The sequence below is a fragment of the Halomonas sp. DP5Y7-2 genome, from assembly GCF_019802025.1.
GTDB classification, from domain to species: Bacteria; Pseudomonadota; Gammaproteobacteria; order Pseudomonadales; family Halomonadaceae; genus Halomonas; species Halomonas litopenaei_A.
On the sequence record NZ_JAHVHY010000006.1, the window covers coordinates 37,875 to 53,407 of the forward strand.

Below are 15,533 nucleotides of genomic sequence, written 5' to 3' on the forward strand. Positions count from 1 at the left end.
TTCCTGCTGTCACTTAGCCTTCGTTGACACCATCAATGACCAGGTTTTCTGGTCCGTCAACGAGGTCCAAGACAGATGAGAATACACAAGGTAGCGATCATGCCCGGCGATGGGATCGGGCTGGAAGTCATCGAAGCGGGCAAGCAAGTACTGCAGGCTCTGGCCAAGAAAAGTGGCGACTTCGGCTTCGAATTTGAAGACTTTGACTGGAGCTCCAAGCGCTACCTGGAGCAGGGGCAGTACATTCCCGACGGTGGACTGGAGCGTCTGAAGGGCTTCGATGCCATCTATTTCGGCGCTGTGGGCAGCGAAGACGTGCCCGACCACGTGTCACTGTGGGAGCTGCGCCTGGCGATCTGCCAAGGGTTCGATCAGTACGCCAATGTGCGCCCGGCCAGAGTGCTGCCGGGGGTCAAGAGTCGCCTGCAAGGCGCCGACAAGATCGACTGGGTGATCGTCCGTGAAAACAGTGAGGGTGAGTATTCCGGCAACGGCGGCCGGGTGCATCAGGGGTTGCCTGACGAGATTGGCACTGAGCTCTCCATCTTTTCGCGCAAGGGCATCGAGCGTATCCATCGCTTTGCCTTCGAGCTGGCCCAGAGCCGCCCGCGCAAGAAGCTGACGCTGGTGACCAAGTCCAATGCCCAGCGTCACGGCATGGTGCTTTGGGACCAGCTGTTTTTCGAAGTGGCCAAGGACTTTCCCGAGGTCGAGATCGACCGGGAGCTGGTGGATGCGGTGACCACCCGCATGGTGCTCAAGCCTGAGACCCTGGACGTGGTGGTGGCCACCAACCTGCACGCTGACATTCTGTCTGATCTGGCGGCGGCGCTGTCCGGCAGCCTGGGCATCGCCCCGACCGCCAACCTGAACCCGGAACGCAACTTTCCATCGATGTTCGAGCCGATCCACGGCTCCGCCTTTGATATCGCAGGCCAAGGCATTGCCAACCCGGTAGGGTCGTTCTGGACGGCCGCGATGATGCTTGAACACCTCGGCGAAACCACTGCCGCAGAACGCCTGATGGCAGCCATCGAACGCCTGACAGCCTCCGGCATGCAGACCAGGGATCTGGGCGGTGACGCCACTACCCGAGACGTGACCGCCGCCATCTGTGCAGATATTGAAGCCCAGGGATAAGCCTGACTCCCCCTGGAGCCGTGGCCTCGGGGGGCGATGACGTGACTCGCGCAGCGTCATGTCCACCTGCGTGAGTCTCTGGGGAGCCGGAGACCATCGGCTCTCCGCTCCACAAGCCCAGCAAGAGGCTTGCCAGCAACAATCACAATATCGAGGAGCAACGCCATGAACACCACACCGCTTATTGTCAGCGCACTGATCGCTGCCGCCGCTAGCCCGGTCTTCGCCTCCGACGACTCGGCAGACTGGCCGCAGAGCGTCACCATCGGTACCGGCAGCCAGGGTGCCACCTATTACATCTACGGCAGCGGCTGGGGCAACCTGGTCGGCGAGCGCACGGGCATTTCGTTTGGTGCCGAGGTCACCGGTGGCCCGGTGCAGAACGTCACCATGGTGCAGATGGGCGAGCATGAGTTCGGCATGGTCACCATGGGACCCGCCTATCAGGCCTGGCAAGGCAACAGCCAGCTGGCGCCAGGGGTTGAGCACACCGACGTGCGGGCGGTCTTCCCGATGTACCAGACCGCACTGCAGGTCATTGCGCTCAAGGATTCAGGCATCGATTCTATCGCCGACCTGGACGGCAAGACCATCGGCATCGGGCCTGCCGGCGGTACCGGTGATCTCTACTTCCCGCAGATCTTCGACAAGCTGGGTATCGAGGTCGACACCCGCAATGGCGGCGCCGCTGATCAGGCGGGGCAGGTCCAGGATGGCCTGCTCGATGCCTTTGCCTTCGCTTCCGGTATACCGGTTTCCGCGTTCAGTCAGCTCGAGGCGCAAGCCGACGTCAATATCTTCTCGTTCTCCCCGGAGGAAAGCGCGCAGTTCCTGGAGGACTTCCCTGCGTTAAGCGCTTCGTCGATTCCGGCGAGTGCCTATCAGTCGCTGGAACAACCGACCCCAGCCGTGTCGATCTGGAACTTTGCCATCACCCACAAGGATATGCCCGAGGGGCTGGTGTATGAGGTGACTAAGACGGTGATGGAAGAGCACGAGCGCATGCTCAAGGTGCACGGCTCGGCCAAGGAAACCCTGCCGGAGAACGCTTCCCAGAACAGCTTCATGCCCTGGCATCCGGGAGCGGTCCGTTGGTTCGAGGAAAACGGCTACGACATCCCGGACAACCTGGAAGGCTGATGCGCATGGGCCGGCCGATGTAGCGGCTGGCCTTGATGCCCTTGCGCCGAGGCCCTGGGTGGGTCTCGGCGTTGGTGATCTGAGGGACGACTAACATGACCACGACAAGACAAGCGGAGCCCGCTGGCGAGGTGGCTCCTCTGCACACGGTGGTGGCTGAGGGCGCCGATGACCTGCCCCGTGCCCATAATGAGCGCGTGCTTGACGGCCTGGTCGGCCGTACGGTGATGCTGGGGTGCGTGCTGTTTACGGCGATGCATCTCTATGCGCTGAACATTGCGCCGATCGAAACCTGGACCTTTCGCATTCTTCACGTGGCAGGCGGTCTGCTGGTGGGGTTCGCGATCACCGCGGCGATGTCGGTAGACCCTGATGCGGTGACAAGTGGAGCGCGCCGGCCGTCTGGCGCCGAGCGGGCGATGGCCACGCTGACCCTGGCAGCGAGCCTGTACGCGGCGGGTTGTGCCCTGGTGCTGTGGGGACTCAGCGATGCCCGTGGCGCCGCCTTTCACCCTGCTTTACCGATGCATCTGGCCGTCTCGCTGACGCTTGCCAGTACGCTCGGCGTGCTCGCAAGCTGGGCCTTCTGCCGGGCGCCGAGCAGTCGAGGGGACCGGATTCACTGGCCGGACCTGGCGTTGATGGTGTCGGCGCTGGTGGTGGCCGCTTACCTGATCTTTGTCCTGGGCCGTTGGCGCATGGCGGCGGGAACACCATTGGTCGGCACCGCTGAGTGGCTGGTCGCTGCCAGCGGTATCCTGCTGATCATGGAGCTTACACGGCGTATCGCGGGACTGGCGCTGATCGTCATCACCAGCGTCTTTCTGGTCTATGCCTTCGCCGGCCCCTACCTGCCCGGCATCCTGGCCCACGACGGCTACACCGCCAAGCGTTTCTTCACTTACCTGTACACCGACAGTGGGGTGCTTGGGCCGACCACGGCGGTATCGTCGACCTACATCATTCTGTTCATTACCTTTGCCGCCTTCTTGCAGGCGTCCAAGGTGGGCGACTACTTCGTCAACTTTGCCTTTGCCATGGCCGGGCGCTCCAGGGGTGGGCCCGCCAAGGTAGCCGTCTTTGCCTCGGGACTGATGGGCATGATCAACGGCACCTCTGCCGGTAATGTGGTGGCGACCGGGTCGCTGACCATTCCGCTGATGAAGCGGGTCGGCTATCACCCGCTGAGTGCCGGGGGAATCGAGGCGGCGGCCTCCACCGGTGGCCAGATCGTGCCGCCGATCATGGGTGCCGGGGCCTTCATCATGGCCGAGATTACCGGTATCCCGTATACCGAGATTGCCTTTGCCGCGCTGATTCCGGCGGCGTTGTACTTCCTCGCCATCTACCTGATGGTGGATCTGGAAGCGCGCCGGGATGGCATGCAGGGCCTGCCCAGGGAGCAGCTGCCCCAGGTGGGTGAGATGGTCAAGCGGGTCTACCTGTTCCTGCCGATCATCATCCTGATCGCCACGCTGTTCATGGGGTATTCGGTCATCCGTGCGGGCACGCTGGCCATGGTCAGCGCCGCCGTGGTGTCCTGGCTGACGCCGCACTGGATGGGGCCGAAGGCCTTGCTCAGGGCGCTGGAGCTGGGCGCGCGGATGTCGGTGCCGTTGATCGCGGTGTGTGCCTGCGCCGGGATTATCGTCGGCGTCATCTCGCTGACCGGTGTGGGCGCGCGCTTTGCGTCCATGCTGCTGGGAATTGCCGATACCAGCCATTTCCTGGCGCTGTTCTTCGCCATGTGCATCTCGATCCTGCTGGGCATGGGCATGCCCACCACGGCAGCGTACGCGGTGGCCGCCTCGGTGGTGGCGCCAGGACTTCAGCAGATTGGCATCTCACCGCTGGTGTCCCATTTCTTCGTGTTCTACTACGCGGTGTTGTCGGCGATCACGCCGCCAGTGGCGTTGGCGGGCTACGCGGCGGCAGCGATCTCCAACACCAATGCGCTGAAGACCGCGGCCACCTCATTCAAGTTCGGCCTGGCCGCCTTTATCGTGCCTTTCATGTTCTTCTACAGCCCTGCGCTGCTGATGCAAGGAGCCTGGTGGGAGATCGTCAGGGTGGCGGTCACCGCCAGCATCGGTATCTATCTGCTGGCGGCGGCGCTTCAGGGCTACTTCCTGGCAGCACCTGTGGGCTTGGTGGCAAGGCTGGTACTGGGAGTGGCTGCCCTGGCGATGATTGCTGGCGGACTGGTGACCGATCTGGTGGGGCTGGGGCTCGGTGCGACGATCTGGGGCGCCCAACGCTTGCGCCACAAGAGCGCCGGCACGCTGCCCTCCTGAGTCGCTACGCTGCCCTGTCAAGAACGGCAAGGCAGCGAAGACAGGGCGCAGCGATACCTGGCGTCTTGAAGCAGAGCGCAAGCCCGGGTGGCAAAGCGCGGGGAGGCGGCCTACGGGCCGCCTCTTTTTTATGCTACTACCTTGCACAGACGTGGAGGCTTCCTGTTCAAGGGATGCTGCCTGCGGTTTTTTTTCTCGGCCGCCCAAGGATCAGGGCATCAGCGACGTCTTTACATGAAGACGCCCCCCTGTGGGGTGATGTGATTTTCCGAGAGTCCGACCGCGAGGAGCGGCCACTTGTCGATTCAACAGCCCGAAGCCCGGGTACCAACGGATATAGAACTGGTGAAGGGCGCTGCCGGAGGCGAGCGTGAGGCCTTCGCGCGCCTGCTGTCTCGCCACTACGATCGGCTGTTTGCGCTGGCCTGGCGGCTGACCGGAAGCCGCGCCGAGGCCGAGGATCTGACCCAGGACATCTGTCTGGCACTACCCGATAAATTGCCGAGTTTTGACGGGCGTGCTGCCTTTTCCACCTGGCTGTATCGGGTCGCGGTCAACGCCGCCCATGATCGCCGCCGGCAGCAGGCTACTCGGCGCAAGGCTGCCGAGGGCTGGGAGGCTTGGGAGCAAGACCGACATCGGCGCAATCGACAGCGCGACGATGAGCATCGCTGGCTCGCCAGGGCGATGGCGACGCTGTCGATGGAGCTGCGTGACACCGTGGCGCTGTCGCTGGGTGAAGGCATGACCCAGGCCCAGGTGGCCGAGGTGCTGGAGGTATCTGAGGGCACCGTAGCCTGGCGCATGAGTGAGGTGAAACGACAATTGAGCGCGCTGGCCCGGGGGGAGGAGGAAAGATGAGTGATGAGCTGAAGCGCCTCGAACGGGCTCTGTCATCGGCACCCGCGCCAGAGGCGGAGGTGAAGTCCGGGCATTTGAAGGCGGCGCTTGATCGGTTCGATCAATGTCAGGCCACCGACCAAGAGTCCAGGGACGAGCCACGTCTCTCGGGGGAAGGTCGCGACGACACCAGGTCGCGGCCACGTTTCCCCCGGAGGGATACCCCTATGAATCGATCAAGCACACATCGACCCTTGCACCGTCGACCATCGGTGGCTGCCGCCGCCTCGCTGGCGGCGCTGTCACTGGGGCTTTACCTGCTGTGGCCCCAGGGCCAGGACGTCGACGTCGTGACGGGGTCCGAGCCGAGCCAGGATGCCGAGATGGTCGTCGCGCCACCTCGAACGGCCAGCAAGTCCGAGGCCGCCCTTGAGTCGACCGAGCGTGGACGTCTGGCTTCTTCACCATCGGCGTCGCTCTCTCCTGCGACATCGACATCGACATCGACATCGACGGCGATGCGCGGCCTGATGCCGAGTCAGGAGGTCGCTCGGATAGCGGCCGTGCCGAGCCCGGGGCCTTCGGCCCGGGTGTCTACCGTCACCACGGAAGCCTATCCCGAGTTCGATGCCTCAAGCCTCAGGGTGACCGCCGAGGCGCCGGTGTCGACCTTTTCGGTGGACGTGGACACGGCGAGCTACGCGGTGGTGCGCTCGTCGCTGATGCAGGGACAGTTGCCGCCGCCCCAGGCGGTGCGCATCGAGGAGATGATCAATTACTTCAGCTACGACTACCCGCAGCCTGACGCAGAGGCCTTTCTCCCGATCGTTGACGTCTTTGCCTCGCCATGGAACTCCGGGCGCCAACTGGTACGAGTAGCGCTTCAGGGCAGGGCGGCCACGCCAGGCCCCCGCCCGCCGGTCAATCTGGTGTTGCTGATCGATACGTCTGGCTCGATGCACTCGCCGGATAAGCTGCCCTTGCTCAAGCGATCCATGGCGCTTCTGTTGGGTGAACTGGAAGACGACGACGAGATCGCCATCGTCACCTACGCTGGCAGCGCCGGTATAGCACTGAAGCCGACCAGGGTCGCCCAGCGTGATGACATCATCAGCGCACTGGAGCGTCTGACGTCGGGTGGTGGCACCGCCGGTGAGGCGGGTTTGCGTCAGGCCTACCGAGTGGCGAGGCGGATGAGCGGCGAAGGCGAGACGACCCGAGTGGTGCTGGCCACCGATGGCGATTTCAATCTGGGCATCAGCGACCCCGAAGCGCTGGAGCGCTTTATCGCCGACCAGCGCGACGATGGCGCCTACCTGTCGGTGTTGGGCTTCGGGCGCGGCAATCTTGACGATGCCGTGATGCAGTCCCTTGCCCAGCATGGCAACGGCCAGGCGGCCTACATCGACAGCTTGGCCGAGGCGCAGAAGGTGCTGGTAGATCAACTGTCGGCATCGCTTGAGCCCATCGCCAATGACGTCAAGGTGCGTGTCGAGTTCAATCCGGCGCGGGTGCAGGAGTACCGCTTGATCGGCTATGAAACCCGGGGGCTGAGGCCTGAGGACTTCCGCAATGACCGGGTAGATGCCGGCGATATAGGCGCAGGGCACCAGGTCACCGCACTTTACGAGATCACCCCGGTGGGGTCCCATGCCGCCATGAGCGAACCGCGGCGCTACGCCAAGGAGGATCACAGCCCGGCGGGTCCCTACAGCGACGAGCTCGGCCATTTGGCGCTTCGCTACAAGGTGCCGGGGGGCGATCGCAGCCGTCTGATCGAGATGCCGATCAAGGCGCCGACGGGAGCAGCCTGGCAGCTGCCCGATAGCGAAGCGTCCTTCGCCGCCGCCATCGCTGGCTTTGGCCAGTTACTCAGTGATGACCGTTATCTCGGTGACTGGGGCTGGGACGATGCCATCGCTCTGGCGGAGGGCAACAGGGGCGAAGATCGCTTTGGCTATCGTGCCGAGGCAGTACGCCTGATGCGACTGGCCAGAGACCTGTCGGAGCGCTGAGGTTTTACGCTACGCTTGGATGTATCACAACTTTCTTGTTCAGGAGGGGGCATGGCCAAGGCGTTGGGGCGACGGCGTGTAAATGCGGCCATGGCGTCCATCATCAGCGCTCTTCTCGATGAGGCGCGCCAGGCCTACCCGCGTATTCGCCAACCTCATGAGCCGGAAGGGCTTCACGATTTCCGGGTGGCCCTGCGTCGCCTACGCTCCTTGCTCAAGGATTTCCGCTCACAGCCCGGCGTGGCTGTCGATAAAGAGCTCTATCGACAGCTGACAGCGCTGGCGCGTGCGACCAACGACGCGCGTGACAGCGAGGTCATGCTGGCTTGGCTGGACGAACAGGTGGCGACCAGTGGAGCCGCTGAGCGGGGCGCACTCGGTTGGTGGCGTGAGCGCCTGGCGCCTCAGGTCGACAGGCATTACGCCAGGCTGGATGCGCCGATCGCGAGCTTCCCTATGCTCGATGCCAAGCTGCGCGAGGCGGCCAATCGAGCGCGGGGTAAACGGGCGGCACTGGGCACCAGCGCCAAGCGGAAGTCGACGCGCAAGCAGGATGTGCGTGAAGCCCCCCGTTTTGGGGTTGCCAGTGCTGAGGTCCTGGAGCGCCTGCGAGACCAGTGGCTGGCGGAGCTTGCCCAGGTGCGCGTTGGCGCTGAAGAGGAAGCGCTGCATCGTCCGCGTATCACCGGCAAGCGATTGCGCTATCTGCTGAAACCCTGGCGAGAACAGGGCAGTGCTTTTGTTGAACTGGAAGAGGAGATGAAGCGCTTTCAGGATGCCTTCGGCGATCTCCACGATGACCTGGTGCGGGCAGATGCCCTGACGGCCGCAGCACTGCGACACGCCGAAGATGAAACATTAGACCGACTGGCAAGTGCTGTGACGGATGCGCCACTGCGGGCTAGCGCTCCCCGCCATCTGCGCGGATTTATGCTGTTGCATGGACGCCAGCAAGAGCAGACTGAGGTGCATTTGACCCGTGTCATGACCCTGTGTCGCAAGCCGCAGCTTGAACGTCTGGCGACCAGGTTCGAAGAAGCCGCTCAGCAGATGAGGGCATCGTCCTGACCTCAGCATCGTTCTGACGGCTGCAATGGCCTGACAGTACTACTGCAGACGCTGGGACACTTCCCTCCACAGGCCAGCGTAAGCGTGAGCAGCCGGGCTTGCTGGGGCAAAGTGACGGATCGGGGCACGCTCAAGCCCCATGCGCTCGACCGCACTTGCCGCCGGAATCACCGTCGACAGTCGCAGTGGCCAGCGCTTGTCGAAGCTATCGATGACCTCCCGATGCAGGCTTCTGCGCCGGTCCGCCAGGGTCAGGAAGGGCCATAGTGGGCAGGTAAGATGGCGATCATCGAGGAATGTCTCGAGCTGCTCAAGGGTGCGCAGAGAAAGGGTCGACGGCACGACCGGCACCAGTAAGGCATCGACACTGGTGAACATGTTTTCCGACATGTGCGAAAGGGTAGGCGGGCAGTCGAGGATGACCAGGTCGTATTCGTCTCTTACCCGAGCCAGTATCTGGCGTAGGTGGCTGGTCCCCTGATGCTCCAGCAGGTGGTCCATTTCCCTCGAGTCCAGCGATGCCGGGAGCACATCGAGACCGTCCACATTGGTCGCGCGAATGACCTTGTTGAAAGCGGCCTTGCCTTTGACCAGCTTCTCGACGCCACCGCGAATCTTTGGCTTCACCTTGAGATAGAAGGTGGTGGCCGCCTGAGGATCCAGGTCCCACAGCAGCACGCGCAGGCCTGATCCAGCGGCTTCACTGGCGAGATTGACGGCGGACGCGGTCTTGCCGACGCCGCCTTTGATGCTGTAGAGCGACAGCATTCGCATCGCCGATTATCCCTGATAATTGATGACGTTATCGAAGGACTCTAACACAGCTTTAGCAGCTTCGCTGTGTCATGGAACGGAGGTTGAGTCTTCCGTCAGCAACGCGCAGATTGCACGGCCGAGTCGTTGTAGGATAAGCCCCTGTCGCGGCAGAGCCCATGCCGGGCTGGCCAAAGGCTGGCGCTCGATAGAGGTAGACGTTGGGACCAGGTTGAAGGCGGAGCAGAGGAAGCGGGGCAGAGGAAGCGAGGCAGAGGGAGGCAGAAAGAGTCGGTCAGGAACAGCGTGGCAAGAGAATGCCAGGCAAGAACCACCAGGCTAGCGCTGGATCAGGCGTCTGACCCGCTGCACGGCCAGCGCGGTAACGACCAGCTTGCGTCCCCAGCGTGTCAGTCGACCTGGGTGGCGCAGAACCGGAATGAGCGCGGCACCGGCTCCAAGCAACAGCGGGGTGCGGTAGCGGCTCACGGCCTGCCAGCCAGCGTCGATGCGTTGGCCGGCCTGCTGGTAGCGGTGGGCGGCCAGCAGAATGTCCAGCCGCTGCTGCTCGATAGTGGCTTCGAGCGCTGCCTTGCGCTGCGCTCGAGTGGCAGAAGGTTGATCACGATTCATGCCGAGGGTCCTCGCATATCCCGATGCGCGTCAGGATCGTCGTTGAGCGATGACTCTGCCAGTTCGCGATCCAGCGCCAGGTGTTTCAGCGTGCTGACCAGCAGGGTGCGCTGGCGTGCCATGCGCATGGCCACCAGCGCCATGCCCACTCCCGACAGCAGCAGGACGGCCGCACTGACGGCGATGGCGGTCAGCCGATACGAATCCCAGAAGACAATGATCACGAACGCCGTCAGGGTCGCGATGCCCAGCATCAGCAGTACCATGCTGAGGCCCAGCAGCAGTGCCATGGTGACCAGTCTGGCGCGTTCTTCTTCCAGCTCAAGCACGGCGAGACGCAGACGCGTCTCGCCGGTGGCGATCAGGCTGGAAAGGACACGCTTCCCTGCGCCGAACAGTCGCTGTGCCGGTCCTTGGCTGTCAGACATCAGCGACGCCCGAGCAGCATGCCGATCACGACGCCAGCGGCGGCGCCGATACCGATGCTCTTCCACGGGTTGTCGTGGACATAGCGGTCGCAGGCATCCACTTGCTCGGTCACGCTGTCACGGGTCTGGCGATAGACTCGCTCACCGGTGGCCTCGAGACGAGCGCGGGTATCCTTGAGGCGCGCTTCGGCCTTGCTGCGCCATTCCTTCACCGCTTCACTGGAGTCATCGGCGGTGGCGCTGAGCAGATCCTCCAGTGTGGTGGACAGCTGCTTCAGGTCTGCGCGCAGCTGCTCCGTGGAGGCGCTTGAAGAAGCGGCTTCGGCGGCATCGGCTTTGGCGTTGGTCTTGCTGGTGGTGCTGGAGCTTCGTGTAGCCATCATGTCTTCCTTTGACGTGGGTGGACAGACGCTGAAGAGGCATCAGCCATCTTCTTTATGCTCGCATTAGAGTAGCAGGTGCCGCAATGGCCTTGGCGCCTGGCAAGGCGGCTCGCCAGGGCGCCGGACCTGCGACTCACGCTAGCACCTTATCAGGGACTGAAGCTTCCCGCCGAAAACAGCGGGTTCAAGCTGAAGCCAATCCCCAAGCGGTTGGTACGCTCATCATAGTCGATCAGGCTTTCGCCGTAGCCGTAGTAGTACTGCAGGTGGCCACGCACCTTGCCGAACAGCGGCCAGGAGTAATCCAGCTGGCTGCCGTAGTTACCTTCGTCAGGATTGCCCCTCATCATCAGGCTAGCTTCATGGGTTCCGAACATTTGCCGCGCCACGGTGATATCGGCGTAGCCCATGTAGTCCTCGATGTCCGGGTTGTCATCGTCGTTATCGTCTTCCGGCACGCGCCAGTAGGGTGCGACGGCCACTGCCCACTCGTCGTTGACCCAGGCGGTGGTGCCGATGACGCGGTTCCAGCTGCGCGACAGCGGATCGGAGCGGCCGTTGGACTGGTGGTTGAGGGAAATACGGTTGCTGACGTTGGTCCAGCCCCAGAGCTTGTAGTCGTTCTGGAATTCGAGGAAGAACTCCGGCTCGTAGTTGGTCTCACGGAAGGGCGATGACTCATCACCGTTGTAGGCCTGCCACCAGCTCTTCTGGGTGTAGGCGAAATACAGATCGCCATTGTCGAACACGAGATCTTCCGCCAGGTTGAACTTGGCACTGAACTGGAACTTCAGTTCGGTGTTGTCCATGTTCGGGTCGTCGTCGTCCGCGCGGAATGCATCCTCGTTGGGGCTGCTGTTGTAGGTCACCGGCAAGATGTAGTTGCGGCGGTGGGTGGTGATCGCGAAGGGGTTGCTCGCGGACTCACGTTCCAGCAGGCGACGCTGTTCAACCGTCTCTTCAATAGGTTTGCCGGACGCCTGGGCGACGATTTCTTCAGACGCTGGCAAGCCAGTGGTATCCGGAGCCTCACCGGCCGTGCCCGTCAGGGCCTGGGCGGTCTCCTGCTGGGCTTCATCGTCGTTGAGCTCGCTTTCCAGCCTGGCAAGTTCGGCCTTGAGCGCTTCAACGCGGGCTTCCTTGGCCGAGCGTTCTGCCTCAGTCAGGCTTGCCGCCTGGGCCGACTGCCCAGCGATGGCAAGCACCAGCAGGGTGGGTAGCAAGGATAAATGGAGGGCGGGGCGGCTCATAGGATGATCCAATGGACAGGTTGAGGCGTTGTTCTACCATGGCGGCAGCACGAGTCAACTTCATGAAAGAATCTTGCACTGGATTGCCATACTGACACACTGGGTTGAAAATCGCGCCTTTCACCCCGTTGCGACAGGAAATTTCCTTAAGATGCCAAGCCCTCGTTCCGCGCTGTTAGTGCTGCTGTCCTGCTTGCTCTGCCTGGCGCTTGCGGCCTTTCCGGTGGCCGCTCAGGAAGCTCCCGACAGGGGGCTTCCCGATAAGCAGGAGCTGCAGTCCCGCCTGGACGAGCGTATCGCCAATGCCAGTGATCCCCCCAGTGCTGCGGCGCAACAGGATATCGATGCGTTGACCTCGGCGATTGACTCCCTGGAGAAGCTTGAGGACGTCAAGCGAGACATGGCGAGTCTCGAGCGACGCCTGGAGGAGGCTCCCGAACGTCTGGCGGCGCTGGAGCAGGCGTTGCGCCAGCGAGAGGAAGACGAGTCCCATGACCTGTCGGAGCTGGAAGGGCTGCAGATACCTGCCGTGGAGCAGCGTCTGAGTGATGCAGCGCGTGTGCTTCAGTCGACCCAGGACACGCTCACCAGTGTGCAGAGTCAGCTGTTGGGTGCCCAGACGCTGCCGGAGCGCGCCCAACAGGCCATCACGGAGGCCAATCAGGCCATGGACGATGCGCGTCTGTCGCTGGAGGAGCTGAACCGTCGTGATCTACCGGACGATGCTCCACAGCGCCTGGCGGCGAGAGCCCAGCAAGCACTGGCCGACGCACAGCTGGATTTTCATCAGCGTCAGTTGACGACCAACACGCGGATGCGCGAAGTGCTGCAGGAGCGCCTGGAGCTGCTCGAACTGGAAGCCGCCAGCGAGGAAGCCTGGGTGTCCGCACTACAGGGACGACTCGATCAGCTGCGTCGCGAGCAGACCGAGCGTGCGATTGCCGATGCGGTGCGTGACGAGCCTGAGGCAGTGTCGCAGCATCCGATCATTCAGGCGGCCCAGGTCACCAACCGGGAGCTGTCGAGGGACTTGCTCAATGCCACGTCCCGGGCCAATGACCTGGTACGGGATGGGCTCGAAGTCAGGCGTCAACTTGAAAGGGTGCGTCGCCTGCAGCAGGGGCTCAGTCAGAACATCGAAGCCGTACGCGGCAGTATTCTGCTGTCTCGCATTCTCCGCGAGCAGCGTCAGTCACTGCCCGAAGTGCAGCCGCGCCCCGGGCTGCGTGATGAGATCGCCGATGTGCGCCTGGCCCAGTTCGAGCTGGATAGCGAGCGAGAGGCACTGCGATCCCCCGAGAGCATGGCACGCAAGGCGCTTGACGAGGCCGCGGTAGACAACCCGGAGCCCCTGGTTCAGCCCCTTGTGCAGCTGCTTGACTCCCGCCGGGAGCTGATCAACCAGCTGGAACCCACCTACGGTCAAATCCTGAGTGCGGCCATCGACCTGCAGCTCAACCAGCAACAGCTGCTGGATATCAGTGCTGAGCTGCGCTCGAGCATCGATGAACAGCTGTTCTGGGTCGCCAACGCCCGCCCCATCGACCTGGGGTGGATGATGAAGATTCCCCAGAACCTGCTGATGGAGTGGCGCGAGGGAGAATGGCGGCAGGTGCTGCCGACACACTGGCAGTGGCCCGGACCTGGGGGATGGATAGCGGCGCCGGTGCTGCTGGTCGTGGCCCTGCTGTTGTTACTGCGCCGGGCCATTCTGCGCAGGCTAGGCGAAATTCATGAACAGATCGGCCGCCTGCGCTTCGATAGCCAGCTGCACACGCCGAGGGCGATTGCCCTCAACGCCTTGATTGCCGCGCCGGGGCCACTGTGCCTGGTGGCGTTTGGGCTGCTGCTGACGCTGGGCGGGTCTGAGGTGGCGGTGGATATCGGTCACTCCGTACTGCAGCTGTCGCTGGCCTGGGGCGTGGTGGCCTGGTCGCGCCGACTGCTGGTGAACGACGGGGTCGCGACCCGGCATTTCCATTGGCCGGTCAAGTACGCCGCCAAGCTGCGCTGGTGGATGCTGTGGCTGGGGGTGAGCTTGGCCCCGGTGCTGCTGATTGCTCCCCACGCCCGGGATGCCGCGCTGACCTTCAATCAGCGTCCGCTGGGGCTCGGGTTGCTGCTGGTGGGGCTGCTCGGCATGAGCGTGGCCCTGTCCAAGCTGATCCTGGCGCATACGCCATTCTTCGGGGTCAAGCTGTTCCGGTTGGTGCTCGGGCTTGCCCTGGCGCTGGTGCCGATTGCGCTGGCTGGGGCGGTGCTCTACGGCTACGTCTACTCTTCGCTCAGCTTGATCAGCCGTTTCGTGATCTCCCTGTATCTGCTCGGTGTATGGATACTGGTCGAGGCGACCGTGGTCCGCGGCTTGGCCGTGGCGGCCAGGCGGCTGGCGTACCGCCGCGCCTTGGCGCGGCGGCGGGCCTTGAGCCAGGATGACAGCGGCCTGGACATCGTCGAGGAACCACCGCTCGACATGGAACAGGTCAACCAGCAATCGCTGCGGCTGTCCAAGCTGCTGTTGACCATCGGCTTCGCCGCCATGCTGTATGTGGTGTGGGCTGACTTTCTGGCGGTCATCGGGTATCTCGACAATGTCACCCTGGTCGAGGGTGCCATGGGCGAAGGCGGCGAGGCGCTGGAGGACAACCTCAGCGTGGGCGACGTGCTGGTCGCGCTGTTTATCGCCGGTATTACCATGATGCTGGCACGCAACCTGCCGGGTCTGCTCGAGGTGATGGTGCTGTCGCGGCTGGAACTGAAGCAGGGCAGTGCCTATGCCATCAGTTCGCTGCTGTCCTACGTGATCGTCGGTACCGGCTCGGTGATGACGCTGGGTGCCCTCGGCGTGTCCTGGTCCAAGCTGCAGTGGCTGGTGGCTGCGCTTGGTGTGGGTCTTGGTTTCGGCCTGCAGGAGATCTTTGCCAACTTTATCTCGGGCCTGATCATCCTGTTTGAACGCCCGGTGCGTATCGGCGACACCATTACGTTGGGGAACCTGACGGGTACCGTCAGTCGTATTCGCATCCGTGCGACCACGGTGACGGACTTTGATCGCAAGGAAATCATCATCCCCAACAAGACCTTTGTTACCGATCAGCTGATCAACTGGTCGTTGTCAGATAGCGTGACGCGGGTCACCCTGAAATACGGGGTCAGTCATGACGCGGATCGCAGTCTGGTGCATCGTCTGCTGGAACAGGCGGCCCAGGAGAACGAGCGGGTGCTGACCGATCCGCCTCCAGAGATCTACTTTATGGCGTACACCGCCAGCACCATGGAATACGAGCTGCGTATCTACGTGAATGCGCTGGGGGACCGTCTGCTCGCCACGGATGAGCTGAACGGTCGCATCGGGGACCTGTTTGCCGAAAACGGTATTCGTATCGCCTTCGATCAACTCGATGTGCATATACGGCGGTCGGGCCAGCGAGACGTGTGGAAAGGTATTCAGCGCCAGTATGCCGACCCTAGCGATGGTCACCCCCCTCCCGGCGCCAAGGGAGACCCAGGGGATGTCGGTATCGGCGGTGGAGAGGGTGGCGCAGATGGCGGTGGCGATGCCGGGGGGCGCTGATCGCGAGCGCAGTGT

General features: G+C 63.1%; 12 protein-coding genes. 7 read left to right on the forward strand and 5 right to left on the reverse strand.

The genetic code is table 11. From position 1 onward, the window contains the following. The first annotated feature begins 75 nt into the window (after positions 1 to 75). The 6 genes from KUW18_RS12360 to KUW18_RS12385 all read left to right on the forward strand — a co-directional run bounded on the left by KUW18_RS12360 (position 76) and on the right by KUW18_RS12385 (position 8,497). Complete coding sequence (locus tag KUW18_RS12360; RefSeq protein ID WP_222561546.1) at positions 76 to 1,140, forward strand: tartrate dehydrogenase; 1,065 nt, start codon at positions 76 to 78, stop codon at positions 1,138 to 1,140. A gap of 165 nt (positions 1,141 to 1,305) precedes the next feature. Further along, on the forward strand, positions 1,306 to 2,280 hold the full coding sequence (locus tag KUW18_RS12365; RefSeq protein WP_206936921.1) for a TAXI family TRAP transporter solute-binding subunit: 975 nt from the start codon (positions 1,306 to 1,308) through the stop codon (positions 2,278 to 2,280). 95 nt (positions 2,281 to 2,375) lie between these two features. Beyond that, entirely contained in the window at positions 2,376 to 4,574 is a 2,199-nt protein-coding gene (locus KUW18_RS12370; RefSeq protein ID WP_222561547.1) for a TRAP transporter permease, read from the forward strand. A 297-nt stretch (positions 4,575 to 4,871) separates the two neighbouring features. Then, positions 4,872 to 5,435, forward strand: coding sequence for an RNA polymerase sigma factor (locus KUW18_RS12375; protein WP_222561548.1), 564 nt, complete (start codon positions 4,872 to 4,874; stop codon positions 5,433 to 5,435). A gap of 206 nt (positions 5,436 to 5,641) precedes the next feature. Next, on the forward strand, positions 5,642 to 7,429 hold the full coding sequence (locus KUW18_RS12380; RefSeq protein ID WP_206936926.1) for a vWA domain-containing protein: 1,788 nt from the start codon (positions 5,642 to 5,644) through the stop codon (positions 7,427 to 7,429). A 51-nt stretch (positions 7,430 to 7,480) separates the two neighbouring features. Then, positions 7,481 to 8,497, forward strand: a complete 1,017-nt coding sequence (locus KUW18_RS12385; RefSeq protein ID WP_206936928.1) for a CHAD domain-containing protein — start codon at positions 7,481 to 7,483, stop codon at positions 8,495 to 8,497. A gap of 39 nt (positions 8,498 to 8,536) precedes the next feature. On the opposite strand, the gene KUW18_RS12390 is transcribed toward KUW18_RS12385, so the two are convergent. The 5 genes from KUW18_RS12390 to KUW18_RS12410 all read right to left on the reverse strand — a co-directional run bounded on the left by KUW18_RS12390 (position 8,537) and on the right by KUW18_RS12410 (position 11,944). Beyond that, entirely contained in the window at positions 8,537 to 9,271 is a 735-nt protein-coding gene (locus tag KUW18_RS12390) for a ParA family protein (protein ID WP_206936929.1), read from the reverse strand. Positions 9,272 to 9,589: 318 nt separating this feature from the next. After that, positions 9,590 to 9,883 carry a YqjK-like family protein gene (locus tag KUW18_RS12395; RefSeq protein WP_222561549.1) on the reverse strand — a complete coding sequence of 98 codons (294 nt, stop codon included), beginning with the start codon at positions 9,881 to 9,883 and terminating at the stop codon, positions 9,590 to 9,592. Then, the gene (locus KUW18_RS12400; RefSeq protein WP_222561550.1) at positions 9,880 to 10,311 is read right to left on the reverse strand and encodes a phage holin family protein; all 432 of its coding nucleotides are present in this window, start codon (positions 10,309 to 10,311) and stop codon (positions 9,880 to 9,882) included. Before KUW18_RS12400 ends, KUW18_RS12395 begins: the two co-directional genes overlap by 4 nt. After that, on the reverse strand, positions 10,311 to 10,691 hold the full coding sequence (locus KUW18_RS12405) for a YqjD family protein (RefSeq protein ID WP_206936934.1): 381 nt from the start codon (positions 10,689 to 10,691) through the stop codon (positions 10,311 to 10,313). The genes KUW18_RS12400 and KUW18_RS12405 overlap by 1 nt, the downstream gene beginning before the upstream one ends. 152 nt (positions 10,692 to 10,843) lie before the next feature. Then, complete coding sequence (locus KUW18_RS12410) at positions 10,844 to 11,944, reverse strand: phospholipase A (protein WP_206936936.1); 1,101 nt, start codon at positions 11,942 to 11,944, stop codon at positions 10,844 to 10,846. Between the two features lie 151 nt (positions 11,945 to 12,095). Between KUW18_RS12410 and mscK the strand changes: the two genes are divergently transcribed. Further along, a complete protein-coding gene (gene mscK, locus KUW18_RS12415; protein ID WP_222561551.1) occupies positions 12,096 to 15,518 on the forward strand; it encodes a mechanosensitive channel MscK in 3,423 nt (1,140 codons plus the stop codon). Positions 15,519 to 15,533 lie beyond the last annotated feature (15 nt).